Source organism: Sorangium sp. So ce362 (genome assembly GCF_051519845.1).
In the GTDB taxonomy this organism is placed as follows: Bacteria; Myxococcota_A; Polyangia; order Polyangiales; family Polyangiaceae; genus Sorangium.
The window spans coordinates 6025601-6041473 of sequence record NZ_CP150332.1 but is presented as its reverse complement, the minus strand read 5'-3'; the positions used below and the strand labels follow the sequence as shown (position 1 = coordinate 6041473).

The 15873-nt window shown below is 73.3% G+C and carries 7 protein-coding genes; 3 read left to right on the top strand and 4 right to left on the bottom strand.

From position 1 onward, the window contains the following. Positions 1–46 precede the first annotated feature (46 nt). Positions 47–976 carry an ABC transporter permease gene (locus WMF17_RS23010; protein WP_437643263.1) on the bottom strand — a complete coding sequence of 310 codons (930 nt, stop codon included), beginning with the start codon at positions 974–976 and terminating at the stop codon, positions 47–49. Then, entirely contained in the window at positions 976–2055 is a 1080-nt protein-coding gene (locus tag WMF17_RS23005) for an ABC transporter permease (protein ID WP_437651376.1), read from the bottom strand. The genes WMF17_RS23010 and WMF17_RS23005 overlap by 1 nt, the downstream gene beginning before the upstream one ends. A 223-nt stretch (positions 2056–2278) precedes the next feature. Here WMF17_RS23005 and WMF17_RS23000 point away from each other — a divergent pair, with 223 nt between their 5' ends. The 3 genes from WMF17_RS23000 to pbpC all read left to right on the top strand — a co-directional run bounded on the left by WMF17_RS23000 (position 2279) and on the right by pbpC (position 11848). Beyond that, a complete protein-coding gene (locus tag WMF17_RS23000) occupies positions 2279–3283 on the top strand; it encodes a hypothetical protein (RefSeq protein ID WP_437643262.1) in 1005 nt (334 codons plus the stop codon). A gap of 249 nt (positions 3284–3532) precedes the next feature. After that, positions 3533–9313, top strand: a complete 5781-nt coding sequence (locus tag WMF17_RS22995; protein WP_437643260.1) for an Ig-like domain-containing protein — start codon at positions 3533–3535, stop codon at positions 9311–9313. Between the two features lie 3 nt (positions 9314–9316). Continuing rightward, positions 9317–11848: a penicillin-binding protein 1C gene (pbpC, locus tag WMF17_RS22990; protein WP_437643258.1), complete on the top strand. Its 2532-nt coding sequence runs from the start codon at positions 9317–9319 to the stop codon at positions 11846–11848. A gap of 43 nt (positions 11849–11891) precedes the next feature. Here the strand turns inward: pbpC and WMF17_RS22985 are convergent, their stop codons facing one another. Both WMF17_RS22985 and WMF17_RS22980 read right to left on the bottom strand, forming a co-directional pair. Next, positions 11892–13163, bottom strand: a complete 1272-nt coding sequence (locus WMF17_RS22985; RefSeq protein WP_437643256.1) for a DUF1501 domain-containing protein — start codon at positions 13161–13163, stop codon at positions 11892–11894. 8 nt (positions 13164–13171) lie between these two features. Continuing rightward, complete coding sequence (locus WMF17_RS22980) at positions 13172–15517, bottom strand: DUF1588 domain-containing protein (protein ID WP_437643254.1); 2346 nt, start codon at positions 15515–15517, stop codon at positions 13172–13174. Between the last annotated feature and the right edge of the window lie 356 nt (positions 15518–15873).

Sequence of the window (15873 nt, the reverse complement as noted above, 5' to 3'; positions counted from 1 at the left end):
TTCGCAGCGTTTCGCGTGGTGCCTGTGGTGTTCGCGTCTTCAGGGCTCATCGGGCGAGCGTGAGCTCGGCGGGCTGGTCGCGCAGGGGCCGGGTCGCGGAGCTCGCGGCGACAAGGATGGCCAGCGTGACGATGTACGGGGCGGCGTTGAAGAGGTGGTATCCCCAGGTGACGCCCACCGACTGGAGCGCCGGGCCGAGCGCGCTCGCGCCGCCGAAGAGGAGCGAGGCCGCGAGGCAGCGCACCGGGTTCCAGCGCGCGAAGATGACGAGGGCGACGGCCATGAGCCCCTGTCCGCTCGACAGGCCCTCGTTCCAGCTGCCGGGGTAGAAGAGCGAGAGGAACGAGCCGCCGACGCCGGCCAGGAAGCCGCCGGCCATCGTCGCGCGCCGCCGGACGAGGTTCACGTCGACCCCCATCGCGCGGGCGCTGTCGGCGCTCTCGCCGACGGTGCGGAGCACGAGCCCGGAGCGGGTGCGGCTCAGCATCCAGATCAGCAGCGGGGCGAGCGCGGCGCCGATGAGGAAGAGCGCGTTCACCTCGAGCGCGGCGCGGACCTGCGGCAGATCGCTGAAGAAGCCGAGCGAGATCGCGGGCAGGCGGGGCGCCGTCGGCTGGATGAGCGGCTTGCCGAGGAAGAAGGCGAGGCCGACGCCGAAGAGCATGAGCGCGATGCCGACCGCGATGTCGTTGACCCGCGGCTTCGAGCACAGCCACGCGTGCAGCGCGCCGAGCGCCGCGCCGATGAGGCCGGCGGCGAGGACGCCGAGCCAGGCAGAGCCGGTGAGGTAAGAGACGCCGTAGCCGCCCATCGCGCCCATGACGAGCGTGCCCTCCAGGCCGAGGTTCACGCGGCCGCTCTTCTCGGTGAGGCACTCGCCGAGGCTCACGAAGAGGAAAGGCGTGCTGATGCGGATGGCCCCGGCGGCGACCGCGAGGGGGATGCCCCAGAGACCCAGCGCCGTTGCGTTGCTCATCACGCCACCGCCGATGCCGGCGCCGCCTGCCGGACCTCGGGCGCGCGGGCGGCGCGGGGGCGCCCGTGGAGCGTCTCGCTCGCGAGGATCGCGATGAACAGGATCCCCTGGAGCACGGTGACCGTCGCGTCGGGGAGCTGCGCGGTGCGCTGCAGCAGGCCGCCGCTCGCGCCGATGCCGCCGAGCAGGAGGGCGACCGGCAGGATCGCGAGCGGGTCATGGCGCGCGAGGAACGCGACGAGGATCCCGGTGGTGCCGTAGCCGCTGATCAGCGACGCGCTGGCGCGGCCGTGGACGGCCGCGACCTCCACCATGCCGGCGAGCCCAGCGCACGCGCCGCCGAGCATGCAGGTGATCACGACGAGGCGCTTGACCGGCAGGCCGGCGAGGAGCGCCGCGCGGACGTTGCCGCCGCTCATCGCCGCGGCGAAGCCGAACGTCGTCCGGTGCATGAGCACGTAGCAGAGCGCGCAGGCGAGCACGCCGTAGGCGAGGCCCCAGTGGACCTCGACGCCGGGCAGGCTCCCCAGCGCGTTCTCGGCGCCGATCGGGGCCGTGGACGGCTTGTTCAGGCTCGCCGGGTCGCGCAGGGGGCCCTCGACGAGGTGGTTCAGGATCGCGATCCCGATGTAGTTGAGGAGCAGGCTGCTGATCGTCTCGCTCACGCCGCGGTACACGCGCAGCGCGCCGGCGAGGCCGATCCAGAGCGCGCCGGCGGCGAGCCCCGACAGGAGCATCGCGGCGAGCACCGCGACGGGCGGCGCGCCGAACGCCCGCGAGGCCAGCGCCGCCGACGCGGCCGAGAGCCCGCCCACGACGACCGCGCCCTCGCCGCCGATGACGATGAGGCCGAGGCGCGCCGGGAGCGCCGTGCAGAGCGCGGTCAGCATGAGCGGCGCGGCGCGCAGGAGGGTGTTCTGGAACGAGAACCACGTGCCGAAGGCGCCGCGGTACATCTCGTAATAGACGCCGAGCGGGTTCGCCCCCTGGGAGGCCACGAAGGCGCCGAACACGAGCAGCGAGGCCGCGAGGGCCCCGACGGGGATGGCGATCGCCTCGGCGGTCTCGCGCCCGAGCATCGCTTGCGGGAGGAGCTTCACGCCGCCGAGGATAAGGCCTCCACTATTTCCGCCATTTTTCGGGGACCTTGCGGGGCGTGACACTGCGGTCCGAGGGATGCTGCGATGTGGTGGCCGCGGCGACCGCGAACGATCCGCACAGCGCGCCCCTCTCTCGCCCGGTCCCGGCCTTGCACGCGGCGCACGTCGGCCCGGTGAGCCCGGAGCCGGAGGTGTCTTTGGCATGCGGTGCGACCGATCGTTCCTTCTCGTCCTGAGCGCCGGCGTCCTCCTGGCGACGCGCCCGACGGGCGCCACGGGCGCCGTCGAGCGGACCTGTCCATCGAGCGCGACCCTCGAGGCGCTCGTGGCGTGCCTTCGCGACCAGATGCCCAGCCGGGGATCAGGGACGTTCGTCGCTCCGAGCTTCGCGGAGATGAGCGCCTGGCGGAGCGTCGCTTCCGCCATGATGCGCGGCGATTGCGGCTTCGCGCTCCCTTACAGCCTGTCGCTCTTCGTGCAGATCCGGCGCTTCCGCGACGCGGACAACGGCCGCAGCTACTGCGTGCTCATGGAGACCGCCGACTGGAACGGGGACGGGGTGGTCGATCGGGGCTTTGGGGCCTTCATCGTCGACGCGAGCGCCGAGCGGGAGCTCAGCCACCAGGTGTCGCACCCGATCGCGGACGCAGGGACCGAGACGCAGGCTGTCACCGTCTTCAAGAAGACGAGATCCCGCACCTTCCTCCTGGCCGGCGCGCACCGCGACGCGAGGCCGGGCGAGGGCGGATTCCACGGCTCCTCGGCGAGCTCGGACGCCACCCGCAACGCGGCGACGATGTTCCACACAACGCATGTGGAGGTCATGGCCCACTACGGGGAGAAGCCGTGGTGGGCCATTCAGTGGCACGGCATGGCCGAGGACACGTGCGCGCCGGTGGATGTGCACCTCTCTCACGGCGTGGACACGCCCCCCGCGGGGGAGGACAAGATCCTGGAGCTCAGGAAGAACCTCCTCGCCCGCGAGCCGACATGGCGGATCGGCGTCGCCGGCAGCCGTGCGTGCTCGCTGAACGCGACGAGCAACGTCCAGGGGCAGCTCCTCAACAGCGCGCCGATGGAGTGGGGCCTCGGCAGCGCGGCGGCGCCCCTTCCCCGGCGATCTCGGCGATTCGTGCACATCGAGCAGCACCCCGGGTTTCGCGATCCGGAACGGTGGATTGCCCCGGTGCTGGCCACCTGGCCGTGAGCCCCATTCCATGGGGGTGGGGCATTTGCCCGGAGAGGTGTCACATGAAGGCGATGAGGCGGTAAAGTATGAAAATCATTGTTGATTTTCTGCCCGCCTCCGCGCCTTCATGTTCGGACGACCCCACCCCATCGTCCGCCGCGTCCCGGAGCTCCCCCGGTGTGTCCCGCCTGCCACATCGCGCGCCCGGCTTCCGCCGCGGACAGGCCCCTTGCGCCCGCGGCATCCCCATTGCTGAGTCGCGGGACCATGCTCGCCGCTCCGCGCCTCCGGTTCGCGCCTGCCGCCCTGGCGGCCATCGCCCTCAGCCTCGCGTGCGTTCAGGGCGCGCGCGCCCCCAACGTTCCGCCGCGCGGCACGCTCGCCCCCGGAGCGCTCGATCCGGGCGCCAGGGCCGCGGAGGGGCCGTTCGCGGTGGTGTTCGGCGCGCCCCGCGGGCAGACGACGAGCCCGGCCGAGATCAGCCTCGTCTTCAACCGGCCCATGCGGCCGCTCGACCTCGCCGGCGGCGAGGCCGCCGCTCCCGCCATCCTCAAGCCGCCCGCGCCGGGGAGCTGGCGCTGGGTCGGCACGAGCGGCCTCACGTTCGCCCCCGAGGGGCGCCTGCCGCGCGGCACGGCGTTCACCGTCGAGGTCCCGGCGGGCACGCGCGCGCTCGACGGCAGCGCGCTCGCCGAGCCCTACGTGCTCACCTTCCGCACCGAGCTGCCGAGCGTCGCGCGCGTCGAGCCGTGGTCGGGGAGGGACGACCTCAGGCCGGACGCGCGGTTCGAGCTCAGGTTCAACCAGCCGGTCGAGACCGCCGAGGTCGCGCGGAGCGTGTCCATCCGGGCGGCCGGCCTCGCGGCCAAGGTGGCGTTCGACGTCCGGCGCCCCGACCCGAAGAACGAGATGCTCGCCGAGATCGTCCCGCGCGCGCCGCTGCCGCGCAACAGCGAGGTCGAGGTCGTCGTGGCCGGGAGCCTCCGCGGCAGCGAAGGGCCGCTGCCGGCCGGCGAGGAGCAGCGGTTCTCGTACCGCACCTACGGGCCGCTCCGGGTGCTGCGCCATGAGTGCGATCGCGACACGCCGCAGGGGGCCTGCGCGCCCGACGGGGGCTTCGCGCTCTCCTTCTCGAACCCCGTCCGCTTCGCGGACGCGAAGCGGGCGATCTCGGTGGAGCCCGCCGTCAAGCTGACGTGGCCGACGTGGCTCGAGGACAACATGCTCACGAGCCGCCTCTACCTCGGCGGGCGCTTCGTGCCGGGTCGCACCTACCAGGTGCGCGTCGCCGCCGGCCTGCGCGACCAGCACGGACAGGCGCTCGCCGGCGCCGTCACCGAGCAGGTCGCGTTCGGCGATCGCTGGCCCGAGGCGCAGATCGGCCTCACCGGGAGCATCTTCGAGCCGGCGCAGCGGCGCGAGATCCCCGTCGTGTCCGTGAACGTGCGCGAGCTCTCGCTCGCGCTCGGCGCGATGACCGAGGAGGCGGTGCTCGCGCTGGAGGCCGACCCGCACAGCCCGGGGCGGAGCCCGAAGATGAGCGAGATCGCGGCGCTGCCCGCCGGCAAGCAGTCGGTCCTGCGCCCGGCCGCCGCGACAAACGCGCCGGCGACGCACCTCGTGCGGGCCAGCGAGGTGCTCGGCGGCGAGGGCAAGCGCGGGCCGCTCGCGATCGGGATCAGCTACACCGCCCGGCCAGGGACGCGGCACGCGCGCACCGCCTCGGAGGCGGTGATCGCGCAGGTGACCGACCTCGGGATCAGCGCGAAGGTGTCGCCGAACGGCTCGGTCGTGTGGGTGACGCGCCTGTCGACGGGCGCGCCGGTGCCCGGCGCCAGCGTGTGGATCCGGACCCCAGGCACGCGCGCGCCCGCGGCGGTGCTCACCGACGCCGAGGGGTTCGCGACCGTCCCCGCGACGGCGTACAGGCCAGGCGCCGCGTCCGGCCCGGAGCGCGGCGTGATCTTCGCGCGCTCGGGCGAGGACTGGACGTACCGCCGCGTGGCCGACGCGCTCAGCGGGTGGCGCTTCGGCGCGCCGTCCGACTTCAGCGAGCCGCGCCCGTTCGGCATGGTGTTCTCCGATCGCGGCATCTACCGGCCGGGCGACACGGTGCGCGTGAAGGGGATCTTCCGCGAGGAGGCGGCGCGCGGGACGAGGACGCCGGCGGGCAAGAGCGTCGCGTTCAAGGTGGAGGGGCCCGACGGCGAGGCGCTCGTCTCCCTGTCGCCGTCGCTCAGCGCCTTCGGCACGTTCTCGGCCGACGTGAAGATCCCGGAGACCGCGCGGCTCGGCACGTACGGCCTCGCCGCGACGGTCCAGGGGGGCGAGGCGGGGTGGCCGGACGTGACGGGCAGCGTCGAGGTCGCCGAGTACCGCCCCGCCGAGTTCAAGGTGGGCGTCGAGAGCGACAGGCCGAGCTACGTCCGCGGCGACAAGGCGCGCTGGATCGCGCGCGGCGACTACCTGTTCGGGGCGCCGATGACGAACGCGGAGGCGCGGCTCTCGGTGACGCGGGCGCCGTCGGCGTTCTCGCCGCCGGGGATCGAGGGCTTCACGGTCCGCGAGGACGAGCTCACCGACGCCCTGCTGGACCGGGCCCCGCGCGAGTTCGAGGTGCAGAGCGGGCGCGAGAAGCTCGACGCGGCCGGGCAGGCGGCGATCGGCGCGACGCTCGCCATGCCCGGGCAGCGCGGCACCGAGCTCGTCACGTGCGAGGCGGAGATCACGGACGTGTCGCGCCAGGCGATCGCCGGGAGCTCGACGGCGCTCGTGCACCCGGCCGAGTTCTACGTCGCCCTCAAGGAGCCCGATCGCTTCGCGAAGGCGGGCGACATGCTCCGGCCGGAGATCCTCGCCGTCGATCCGAAGGGGGCGCGCGTCGCGCAGGTCGCCGTCCGGGTCGAGCTCGTGCATCGGACGTGGACGCTCGCCCGCGCGGAGAGCGGCAGCGCGTACCGCAGCATCAGCGTGCCGGTCGACAAGGTCGTCGCGCGGTGCGGCGTGACGACGGCGGCGACGCCGCGCAGCTGCGAGCTGGCGGTGCCCTCCGGCGGCTACTACCTCCTGCACGCGACGGCCAAGGACCGCCGCGGCAACCCGGTCGGCGCCGCCGCCGGGGTCTACGCGCTCGGCGAGGGGGGCGGCGGCGGCTTCGGCGACAGCGACGAGCTCAAGGTCGAGCTCGTGCCCGACAGCGACAGCTACGAGATCGGGCAGACGGCGCGCGTGATCGTGAAGTCGCCGTTCGCGTCCGCCGACGCGCTGGTCACGGTCGAGCGCGCCGGGATCTCGTCGCACCGGAAGGTGAAGCTGTCGGGCGCCATGCCGGTGATCGACGTCCCGATCACGGAGGACCTCCGGCCGAACGCGTTCGTCTCGGTGCTGATCCTGCGCGGGCGGACGAAGCCGCCGCCCGCGCTCGGGAAGGGGGGGGTGCCCGGGCCCGACGTCGGCGCGCCGGCGTTCCGCCTCGGCTACGCGCCGCTCCGCGTGAACCCGGAGGCGCAGCGGCTCGCGGTGCGCGTCCGCCCGGACAAGGCGGACGCGCGCCCCGGCGATCCGCTCCGCGTCGACGTCGACGTCCGCGATCGCGAAGGCCAGCCCGCGCGCGCGGAGGTGACGCTCTACGCCGTGGACGAGGGCGTGCTCTCGCTGACCGGCTACGCGACGCCGGATCCGATCCCCGTGTTCGGCGCGCCGCGCAGCCTGAGGGTGGCGACGGTCGAGACGCGCGAGGCGCTCGCCCGCGTGCGCAACCCGTTCGCCGATCTCGGCGCCGACAAGGGGCGCGCGGGCGGCGGCGGCGCCCAGGGCAGCACGGGCGTGCGCCGCGATTTCCGCCAGAGCGCCTACTACCACCCCGCGCTCGTCACCGACGCCTCCGGGCAGGTGCACGCGAGCTTCAAGCTGCCGGACTCGCTCACGACCTACCGGGTCATGGCGGTCGTGACCGCCGAGGACGACCGCTTCGGCTACGGCGAGTCCCGCGTGACGGCGAGCCAGCCGCTCATGGCCCGGCCGGCGCTGCCCCGCTTCCTCCGCGCCGGCGACGCGATCGACGCCGGCGTGGTCGTCACGTCGAAGGGGCTCGCGAAGCCGACGACGGTCGAGGTGGAGGTCGCCGCGTCCGGGCTCACGCTCCAGGGCAGCGCGAAGCGCGCGGTGGAGCTCGCCCCGGGCGGGTCGGCCGAGGTCCGCTTCGCGCTCTCGGCGCCGCGGGCCGGCCCGGCGACGCTGCGCTTCCGCGCGACCGGGGGCGGCGCGTCGGACGTTGTCGAGGTGACCCGCGAGGTCAGGGCGCCCATGTCGCCGGAGGCCGTCGCGCTCTACGGCGACACGACCACCGCGAGCGCGGAGAAGCTCGGGGACCTGTCGGCGATCCGCGACGACACCGGCGGGCTCACGGTGAGCCTCGCGCCGACCGCGCTCGTGGGGCTCGGCGGCGGCGTGGAGCAGCTGATCGAGTACCCGTACGGGTGCACCGAGCAGCTGACGAGCCGGATGGTGCCGCTCCTGTCGCTGCGCGATCTCTCGAAGGCCTACGGGATCGCGCTGCCGAAGGACCTCACGGCGGTGATCGGCAAGACGGTCCGGGAGATCCTCTCGCACCAGCGCGGGGACGGGGGCTTCGGCTTCTTCGCCGAGTCGGACCGGGCGGACCTGTGGACCACCGCGTACGCGCTGTGGGGCCTCACCGAGGCGAAGCGCTACAGGGTCGCGGTGCCGGCCGACGCGCTGGAGCGCGCGACGTCGTTCCTGCGCGGGCGGCTCAACGAGGCCGGCGACGATCCGCTGCTGCGGGCGACGGCGCCGTTCATCCTCGACGTCCTCGCGGCGAGCGGCGCCCCCGATCCGGGGCGCGCGAGCCAGCTGTTCGACGAGCGCGCCAAGCTGCCGCTCTTCTCGAAGGCGCTGCTCGCGCACGCGATGGTGATCGGCAAGAGCGACAGGGCGGCCGTCGATGAGCTGGTGCGCGAGCTCGAGGGGGCGCTGCGCCTCGACGGCCCGATCGCGCGGGCCGTCCACAACCACGGCGACGCGTACGCGGTCCTCATGGACTCCGAGGCCCGCACCTCGGCGCTCGTGCTGCGCGCGCTGCTCGCGGCGCGGCCCGCGCACCCGCTCGGGCCGCGGCTCGCGGCGGGCCTGCTCGCGGATCGCCGCGGGGGCACGTGGCGCAGCACGCAGGAGACGGCGTGGGCGCTGCTCGCGCTCGACAAGTACCGCGCGGCGCAGGAGAAGACGGCGCCCGACTTCGACGCGCGGGTGTTCCTCGGGCAGGCGGAGCTGTTCTCCGCCCCGTTCCATGGCCCGACGACCGAGCAGGTCAAGACGTCGATCCCCGCGGCGCGGCTCGCGAGCGCCGCGGGCGCGCCGCTCGCGTTCACCGTCGACGGGCGCGGCCGGCTCTTCTACGAGGCGCGGCTCCGCTATGCGCGCAAGGAGCTCCCGACGGCGGGGATCGATCGCGGCTTCTATATCGAGAAGTCGCTGCGCGCGCTCGCGCCCGAGGACCTCGCCGCCGCGCTCGGCGGCGGGGCGCCGGACGGCGCGCCGCGTCGACCCGGCGCGGCGCCCTCGTCGCTCGCCTTCGCCGGCAGCGACCTCGTGCTCGGCGAGATCCTCGTCGTGACGCCCTCGCCGCGCGACTTCGTTGTCATCGACGATCCGCTGCCGGCCGGCCTCGAGGCGATCGACGCGCGCCTCGCCACGTCCGCGCGCTCGCTCGACGTCGACGCGGCGGAGGGCAGGGCAGACGACGACGACGACGACGATCAGGACGACCTGCGCGCGACCGGCCGCGCGTACAACCCGAGCCGCTTCGTCCGCGAGGTGCGCGACGATCGGGTCCTGTTCTTCGTCGATCACATGGCGGCCGGGATGTACCGGTACCGCTACCTCGCGCGCGCCACGACGCTCGGCTCGTTCGTGGTCCCGCCCGCGCGCGCGGAGGAGATGTACAGCCCCGAGGTCTTCGGCCGGACGGGCGCCCTCGCGGTCAAGGTCGGGAGCCGGATGCCGGACGCGGCGCCGCGTCCGCGCTGAGCCGTGCGCGCGCTCTCCCCGCCCGGTCCCGGCCGCGCAGGGCGCTGGCTCGCGCGCGTCCACCCGCGCCTGCCGCTCGTCCTGCGCCGCGCCGCGTGGCTCGCGCTCGCGCTCGCCGTCGCCCCGTGGCTGCTGCTCGCCGTCGCCGCGGCCCTCACGCCGCTCCCGCCGGAGCTCGGAGCCCTCGAGGAGCGCGCCGTCTCCACGGTGCTGCGCGATCGCCACGGCACCGTGCTCCGCGAGCTCCGCGCCGGCGACGGCGCGCGCGCGCGCTGGCTGCCGCTCGCCGAGGCCGGCGATCGCATCCAGCGCGCGCTCCTGGCCGCGGAGGACCGGCGGTTCGCGCGCCACCCCGGCGTCGACCCGATCGCGATCGCGCGGGCGCTCGGCCAGCTCGCGGCGGAGCGGCGCGTCGTCTCGGGCGCGTCCACGATCACGCAGCAGCTCGCGCGCGCGCTCGTCCCGCGCCCCCGCACCGTGCGCGGCAAGCTCGGCGAGATGGCGCTCGCGCTCCGCGTCGAGGCGTCGCTCTCGAAGCGCGAGATCCTGGAGCAGTACCTGAACCGGGTCACCTTCGGCCCGGGCCTGCGCGGCGTCGAGGCGGCCAGCCGCTTCTACTTCGACAAGCCCACCGCGGACCTGTCGCTCGCGGAGGCCGCCGCGCTCGCCAGCATGCCGCGCGGCCCCTCGCTGTACGATCCGCGCCGCGGCGCGGGGCCGCTCGAGCGCCGCCGGAACCGTGTCCTCGATCGCATGCTCGCGGCCGGCCTCGCCGGCGAGGCCGAGGTCGCGCGCGCCCGCGCCGAGCCCATCGCGCTCGCCCCGAGGGGCAGCGGCCTCGGCGCGCCGCACCTCGTCCGCGCCGTGCTCGGCGGCGCGCTGGGCCCGGCCGCCGTCCCCCCCGGGGGCGGCGCGGCGCCGCTGCGCGGCCGGGCGAGCTCGATCACCCTGACGATCGACCGCGGCCTCCAGCGCGAGATCGAGGTCCTCGCGCAGCAGACCGTCCGAGGCCTCTCGGACCGCGACGTCGGCGCCGCGGCGGTGGTGGTGCTCGAGAACGCGACCGGCGAGATCCTCGCGTACGTCGGCTCGCACGACATCGAGGACGCCGCCGGGCTCGGCCACAACGACGGCGTGCTCGCGCTGCGCCAGCCCGGCTCCGCCCTGAAGCCGTTCGTCTACGGGCTCGCCATGGAGCAGCTCGGGTTCACGGCCGCGACCGTCCTGCCCGACGTCGAGCTCTCGTTCCCGACCGCGGAGGGCGGCAGCTACGTGCCGCGGAACTACGATGGGCGCTTCCACGGCCCTGTCCGCCTCCGGGACGCGCTCGCCAGCTCGTACAACGTCCCGGCGGTCTGGACGGCGGCCGCGCTCGGCCCCGAGCGCGTCCTCGCGCGGCTCCGCGAGCTCGGCCTGGGCTCGCTCGATCGCGAGCCGTCGCGCTACGGCGTCGCGATCGCGCTCGGCGACGGCGAGGTCCGGCTCCTCGATCTCGCGAACGCCTACGCCACGCTCGCGCGCGGCGGCCTCTACTTGCCGGTGCGCGCGGTGCGCGAGCTCTCTCTCTCGTCGCCCGCGGGCGGCGCCGGCGCGGCTCCCGTCGAGCCGCCGGCGGCGCCTGCCGGGCGCGGCGCGCGCGTCCTCGACGCCGCGCGCGCCCGGGTGATCGTCGACATCCTCGCCGACGACAAGGCGCGCATCGGCTCGTTCGGCGAGGGCAGCGCGCTCGACCTGCCGTTCCCTGTGGCCGCGAAGACGGGCACCTCCAAGGGGTTCCGCGACAACCTCGCGGTCGGCTTCACGCCCGACGTCACGGTCGCCGTCTGGGTCGGCAACTTCGACGGCTCCTCCATGGGCGGCGTCAGCGGCATCACCGGCGCGGGCCCGCTCTTCCGCGACGCCATGCTCGCCGCCGCGCGCGTCCGGCCGCCGCGCCCCTTCGATCCGCCCGATCCCGAGCTGCTCGCCGAGGTCGAGGTCTGCGGCCTCTCCGGCATGCGGCCCGCCGCCGCGTGCCCGCACCGCCGCCGGGAGCTCCTCCCGCGCGGCGACGCCGCGGCGCTCGCGCCGTGCGACATGCACGAGGTCGTGCGCATCGATCGCCGCAACGGCCTGCGCGCCGGCGCCTGCCCGGACGCGGCGGTCGAGGAGCGCGTCTTCGAGCGCCACGACGCGGCGCTCACCGCATGGGCGCGCGCCGCCGGCCGCCCCGTCGCGCCCGAGGAGGCGTCGCCCCTCTGCGGCCCGCTCCCCGGGGGCGACGTCCCTCCGGCCGGCGCGCGTATCCGCGTCGCGTACCCGCCCGACGGCGCCCGGTTCGTCCTCGACCCCTCGGTCAACTCGCTGCAGGCCATCCGGCTCCGCGCCGACGTCCCGCCGGGCGTGCGCCGCGCGCGCTTCGTGCTCGACGGCCGCCCGATCGAGGTCGGTCCCCCGTTCGCGCTCGACTGGCCGCTCGTCGCCGGCGCGCACCGGCTCCGCGTCGAGGCGGACGGCGCGTCCGCCGGCGAGGAGATCGCGTTCTCGGTGGAGTGAGCGGCGGGCGAGGGGAGGCGCCGCGCCGCCGGCGGCGCGCGCGTCATCCGAAGAGCGGCAGGTCCTCTTCCTCGGAGAGCGGGAATCGCTGCACGAGCGGGTCGTCCGCGATGCTCGCGAGCTTGCGCAGCGCCTTGTGGACGTGCCCCGGCGTGATCCGGACGCCGCCCTCTCTGGGCTCGAGCGTCACCGGATCGACCTCCAGCGGGTTGTGCCGATCGTCGGTCGCGCCGATCACCCGGTTTCCCGGGATGCCTGCGCCGACGAGCATCATGCTCGTGATGTTCCAGTGGTCCTTGCCGTTGCCCTCGTTGTAGCCCGGCGTCCGCCCGAAGTCCGAGCCCACCACGATGACGATCCGGTCGGCGATGCCCTGCTCCTCCGCGGCGGTCAGGAGGAAGTCGACGCCGTCGCAGATCTGGCCGAGCCGCGGGATGTGGTTGTCGTCGTGGTTCCCGTGGGTGTCGAACCCGCCGATCGTCAGGTTCGCGCTGACGCAGATGCCGGCGCGGTAGGCCGCGAGCGCCACCTGCGCCTGCCGCCGCAGCGACTCCCGCTCGAACTCCTCGGGCAGGAACTGGATGAGCTGCTTGAGCTCGTTCTGCCCGACGCGCGACGTGAAGAGCGTGCTCATCGCCTGCTTCACGTGGGGCAGGCGCTGCTGCTCGAGCTTCACCCCGTGCCGCGCCTGCCGCGCCTCGAGGATCCGCTTCATCGTGGCGTCGGTGTGGTAGTTCTCGCGTTTCTCGTTCGACGGATCGATCACGTTCGGGTAGGCGAGCCGCTGCAGGAGCCCGGTGTCGGGCACGCGGGTGACGGCCACGAGGTTCGCCGTCGTGTCGTAGCCGCCGTTGCTGATGAACCCCATCGGCAGCTCGCCGCCGTGGACGCCGGCCACGAGCGCCGCGAAGCCGGGTTTGCCCTCGCGGAGCGTCCCGGACCACGTGTTGCGCACGCCCGCGTCATGGCTGTTCGTCGCGGTGTCGATGCCGTTGAGGACGAGCAGCCGGCTGTAGTGCTTCTCGAAGAACTCGGCGTTGCCGCCGACCGGCGCGAACTTGAGGTTGCCGGCCGTCCCGATGTCCGCGTTCAGGTAGCTGCGGTTCATCGCCTCCCGCCGCCCCTGCTCCTCGACGCTCATCGCGCCCTTCGGATCGCAGAGGCTCGTCGGGTCCCAGCCGCCGCTCGCGTGGAGGTGGACCCAGAGGGGGCCCGTGTAGGGGCCGGCCGCCGCGGCGTCCCTGGACAGGGAGCCCGCTGCGACGACGCCAAGGCCCGCCATAGATGCCAGTTTGAGGAAATCTCGACGTTCCATGGCTGCTCCTACTGGTAAAGAAACCTGAAATCCGACAGGAGATACGTCATCACGCTCATCCACGCGCGGATCGTGTACTTGTCGTCCCGCTGGAGCCTCTCCTCCTCGGGCAGCCCGTCGCGGGTCCAGTAGTCGTTGTTCACGTGGCAGGCGCCCGGCAGCCTCGTCGAGAGGCGGCCCTCCTCGCCCTCCGGCTTCATCATGCCCGCCTTGCCCTCTTCCCACGTCTCGAGGAAGACCTTGTAGGTCCGCTCGAGCTCCGGGTCGCCGAGCTCGAGCGACTCGCCGAGCACCCGCTTGTGCAGGTACTGGATGTTCTGCTTGATCGCCTCGACGGCCGGCAGCACGTCGAAATCGTTCGTGTCCCGCGGCTCGAACGTCGCCTCGACGAAGGGGAAGAGGAGCCGCTCCTCCTGCGGGAGCTTGAAATCGCGCGGCACCGAGATGCACGACATCTCGTTCGCCATCCGGTCGGCGACGTTGGCCATGATCCCGTTCGGCTCGGTGATCCGCTGGATCACCTCCTCCGAGTCGATGCCGCCGTACAGCAAGCGGTAGGCGTCGCGCCGGAGCAGGAAGTCGTAGCGGCTGCCGTCGTCCTCGAACGCCCTCGGGCGCCACGGATACCCCGTCACCGCCCAGATCTTCCGGTGCAGCTGCTCGGGCCCGAGGAACCGCGTGCCGCCGAGCTGCGAGGGCGCGTTGCCCTGCGACGACGCCTGCGCGACGTTGCGCGCGCGGAAATAAGGACTCTTGATGATGGCCTTGACGACCGTCTTCAGGTTGTAATCGCCGTCGGCGAAGTCGCGCGCCATCCCGTTGAAGGCGTGGTACTGGGCGAGGTACGCCCGGAACTTGGCGCTGAACTCCGGATCGTCGTTCATCGGCGCGACGAGCGGCTTTTGCCCGGTGAGGCCGGTGTACATCGTGTAGACCGCCGCCAGCGCGAAGCGGGGGTCGTCGGCGATGCGCTTCGCCACCCACGAGAGCGCGCTCGGGAACTCGCTGAACGGCACCGACTCGGCGCCGAAGCCCGGCGGCCGCATGTCCTCGTACCAGGTGTCGTCCGCCCGGTACCGCCCCGACGAATCGAAGGTGTGGAACCCGCCCGACAGCGGGTCGAGGGCGGCGTGGCAGACGGTGCACGCCGCGTTGTTCATCGTCGGGTTGAAGTCGGTGATCTTCGTCTGATCGAGCGGCTGCTCGGCCGTCTTCAGGATGTCGGTGCCGAGGAAGTACTGATAGACCATCCTCGCCCGGTGGCGGTTCCTGTTGGTGCTCGTCGTCGGGTGCCTGGAGAGGAAGACCGGCGAGGTGAGCACGCCCGCGAGCGGGATCGGATCGCGCTTCGCCGGGACGAACTCCTCCGGATCGGCGTCGTTGTCGAACTCGGCCGTCACGCCGTACGCCCTGGCGGAGAACGGGTTCACGACCGTGTAGTCGGCGGTGAGGACCTCCTTGAAGGACCTGTCGTTCCGCACGACGTAGGCGATGAGCTCGAGCGGCTCCCGCCCGACGCCCCGGTTCGTCCAGGACTTCATCTTGTTGATGACGTCCTCCAGGTCGCGCGCGCCGTATTTCGCGACAAGCGCGGGATCCTGCGGGAGGCTGTTGTACCACTTCGGGTCGTACGCGTCGCTCCTCAGCAGATCGACGGCCGCCTCGCCGTTCAGGTAGCGATCGGTGAGGAAGAGATCGTTGTAGATCTCCTTCAGCCGCACGTAGAACCCCTCCTCCGTGAGCAGCTGGTCGAGGATCGGATCGAGCGCGTCCATGCCGCTCTGCGCGACGGCCTGCTCCTCGGCCTCGGTGGGCAGGCGGCCGGCGAGCTCGAGGCTCGCCGCGCGGAGCGTCTCCTGCGGCCCGCTCATCACCACGCCGCCGAAGGACGCGTTGACGTCCGTCTCGCAGGACGACGGGCTCTTCGTGCGGTCGACCATCTCCCGGAGCGCCTCGTACTCGGGGCTGTCCGCGCCGATGACGTGGCCGCCGCCGTGCTCGATCGTCTTCGTCGGCTTGAGGAGCACGTACGACTCGCCGCTCAGCTCGAGCCCCGCGAGCGATTTGAACGTCGCGAGGTTCTTGTCGAGGAAGCCCGCCTCGCTGCTCCCGGCGAGGATCAGCTTCGATTCCGCGGCCTGCCCCTGCGGGTTATGGCAGCCGATGCACTTCGTCGAGAGGATGGGGACCCACACCTTCTCGGCGAAGAACTGCTCGTCGGAGATGCACGGGCCGTCGGCCTCGCTGCTGCAACCGCTCGACGCGGACGCGAGCGCGGTCGCGCCCGCGGAGAGCCCGAGGAGCCCCAGGGCCGTCGCGGCGCGCTTCCGGAGTAACCATCCTGTTCTCGGCATAAGCATCCTCGCCGGGAGCGCCTGCGCGCGCCCCCGCGTTGAAGGGACCGGGAGTGCGGAGCCCCGAACCGCGTTGATCGACGCACCGTCGAACAACCCAATGTGGGCTGTCGTTCAACGACGCCCGATGAAGCGAGCTGGAGAAGCGCCCGCGTCATCTCCTGCGTAGCCTCCTAGTCTAACCTCTCGAGGGCCTCTCCCGCTATGCGCCAGGCACATCGCAGGATCTGAATTTTCCCCGATACCTCTCGTGATTGTGAAGTTTTGCGACGCGACGCTGTGGCTCCTCCGGAAGGCGCGTACCCGGTGCGCCCAGGTGGGCGCAGTCATGCGGTGGCGGGGGCGTACGTGAATGT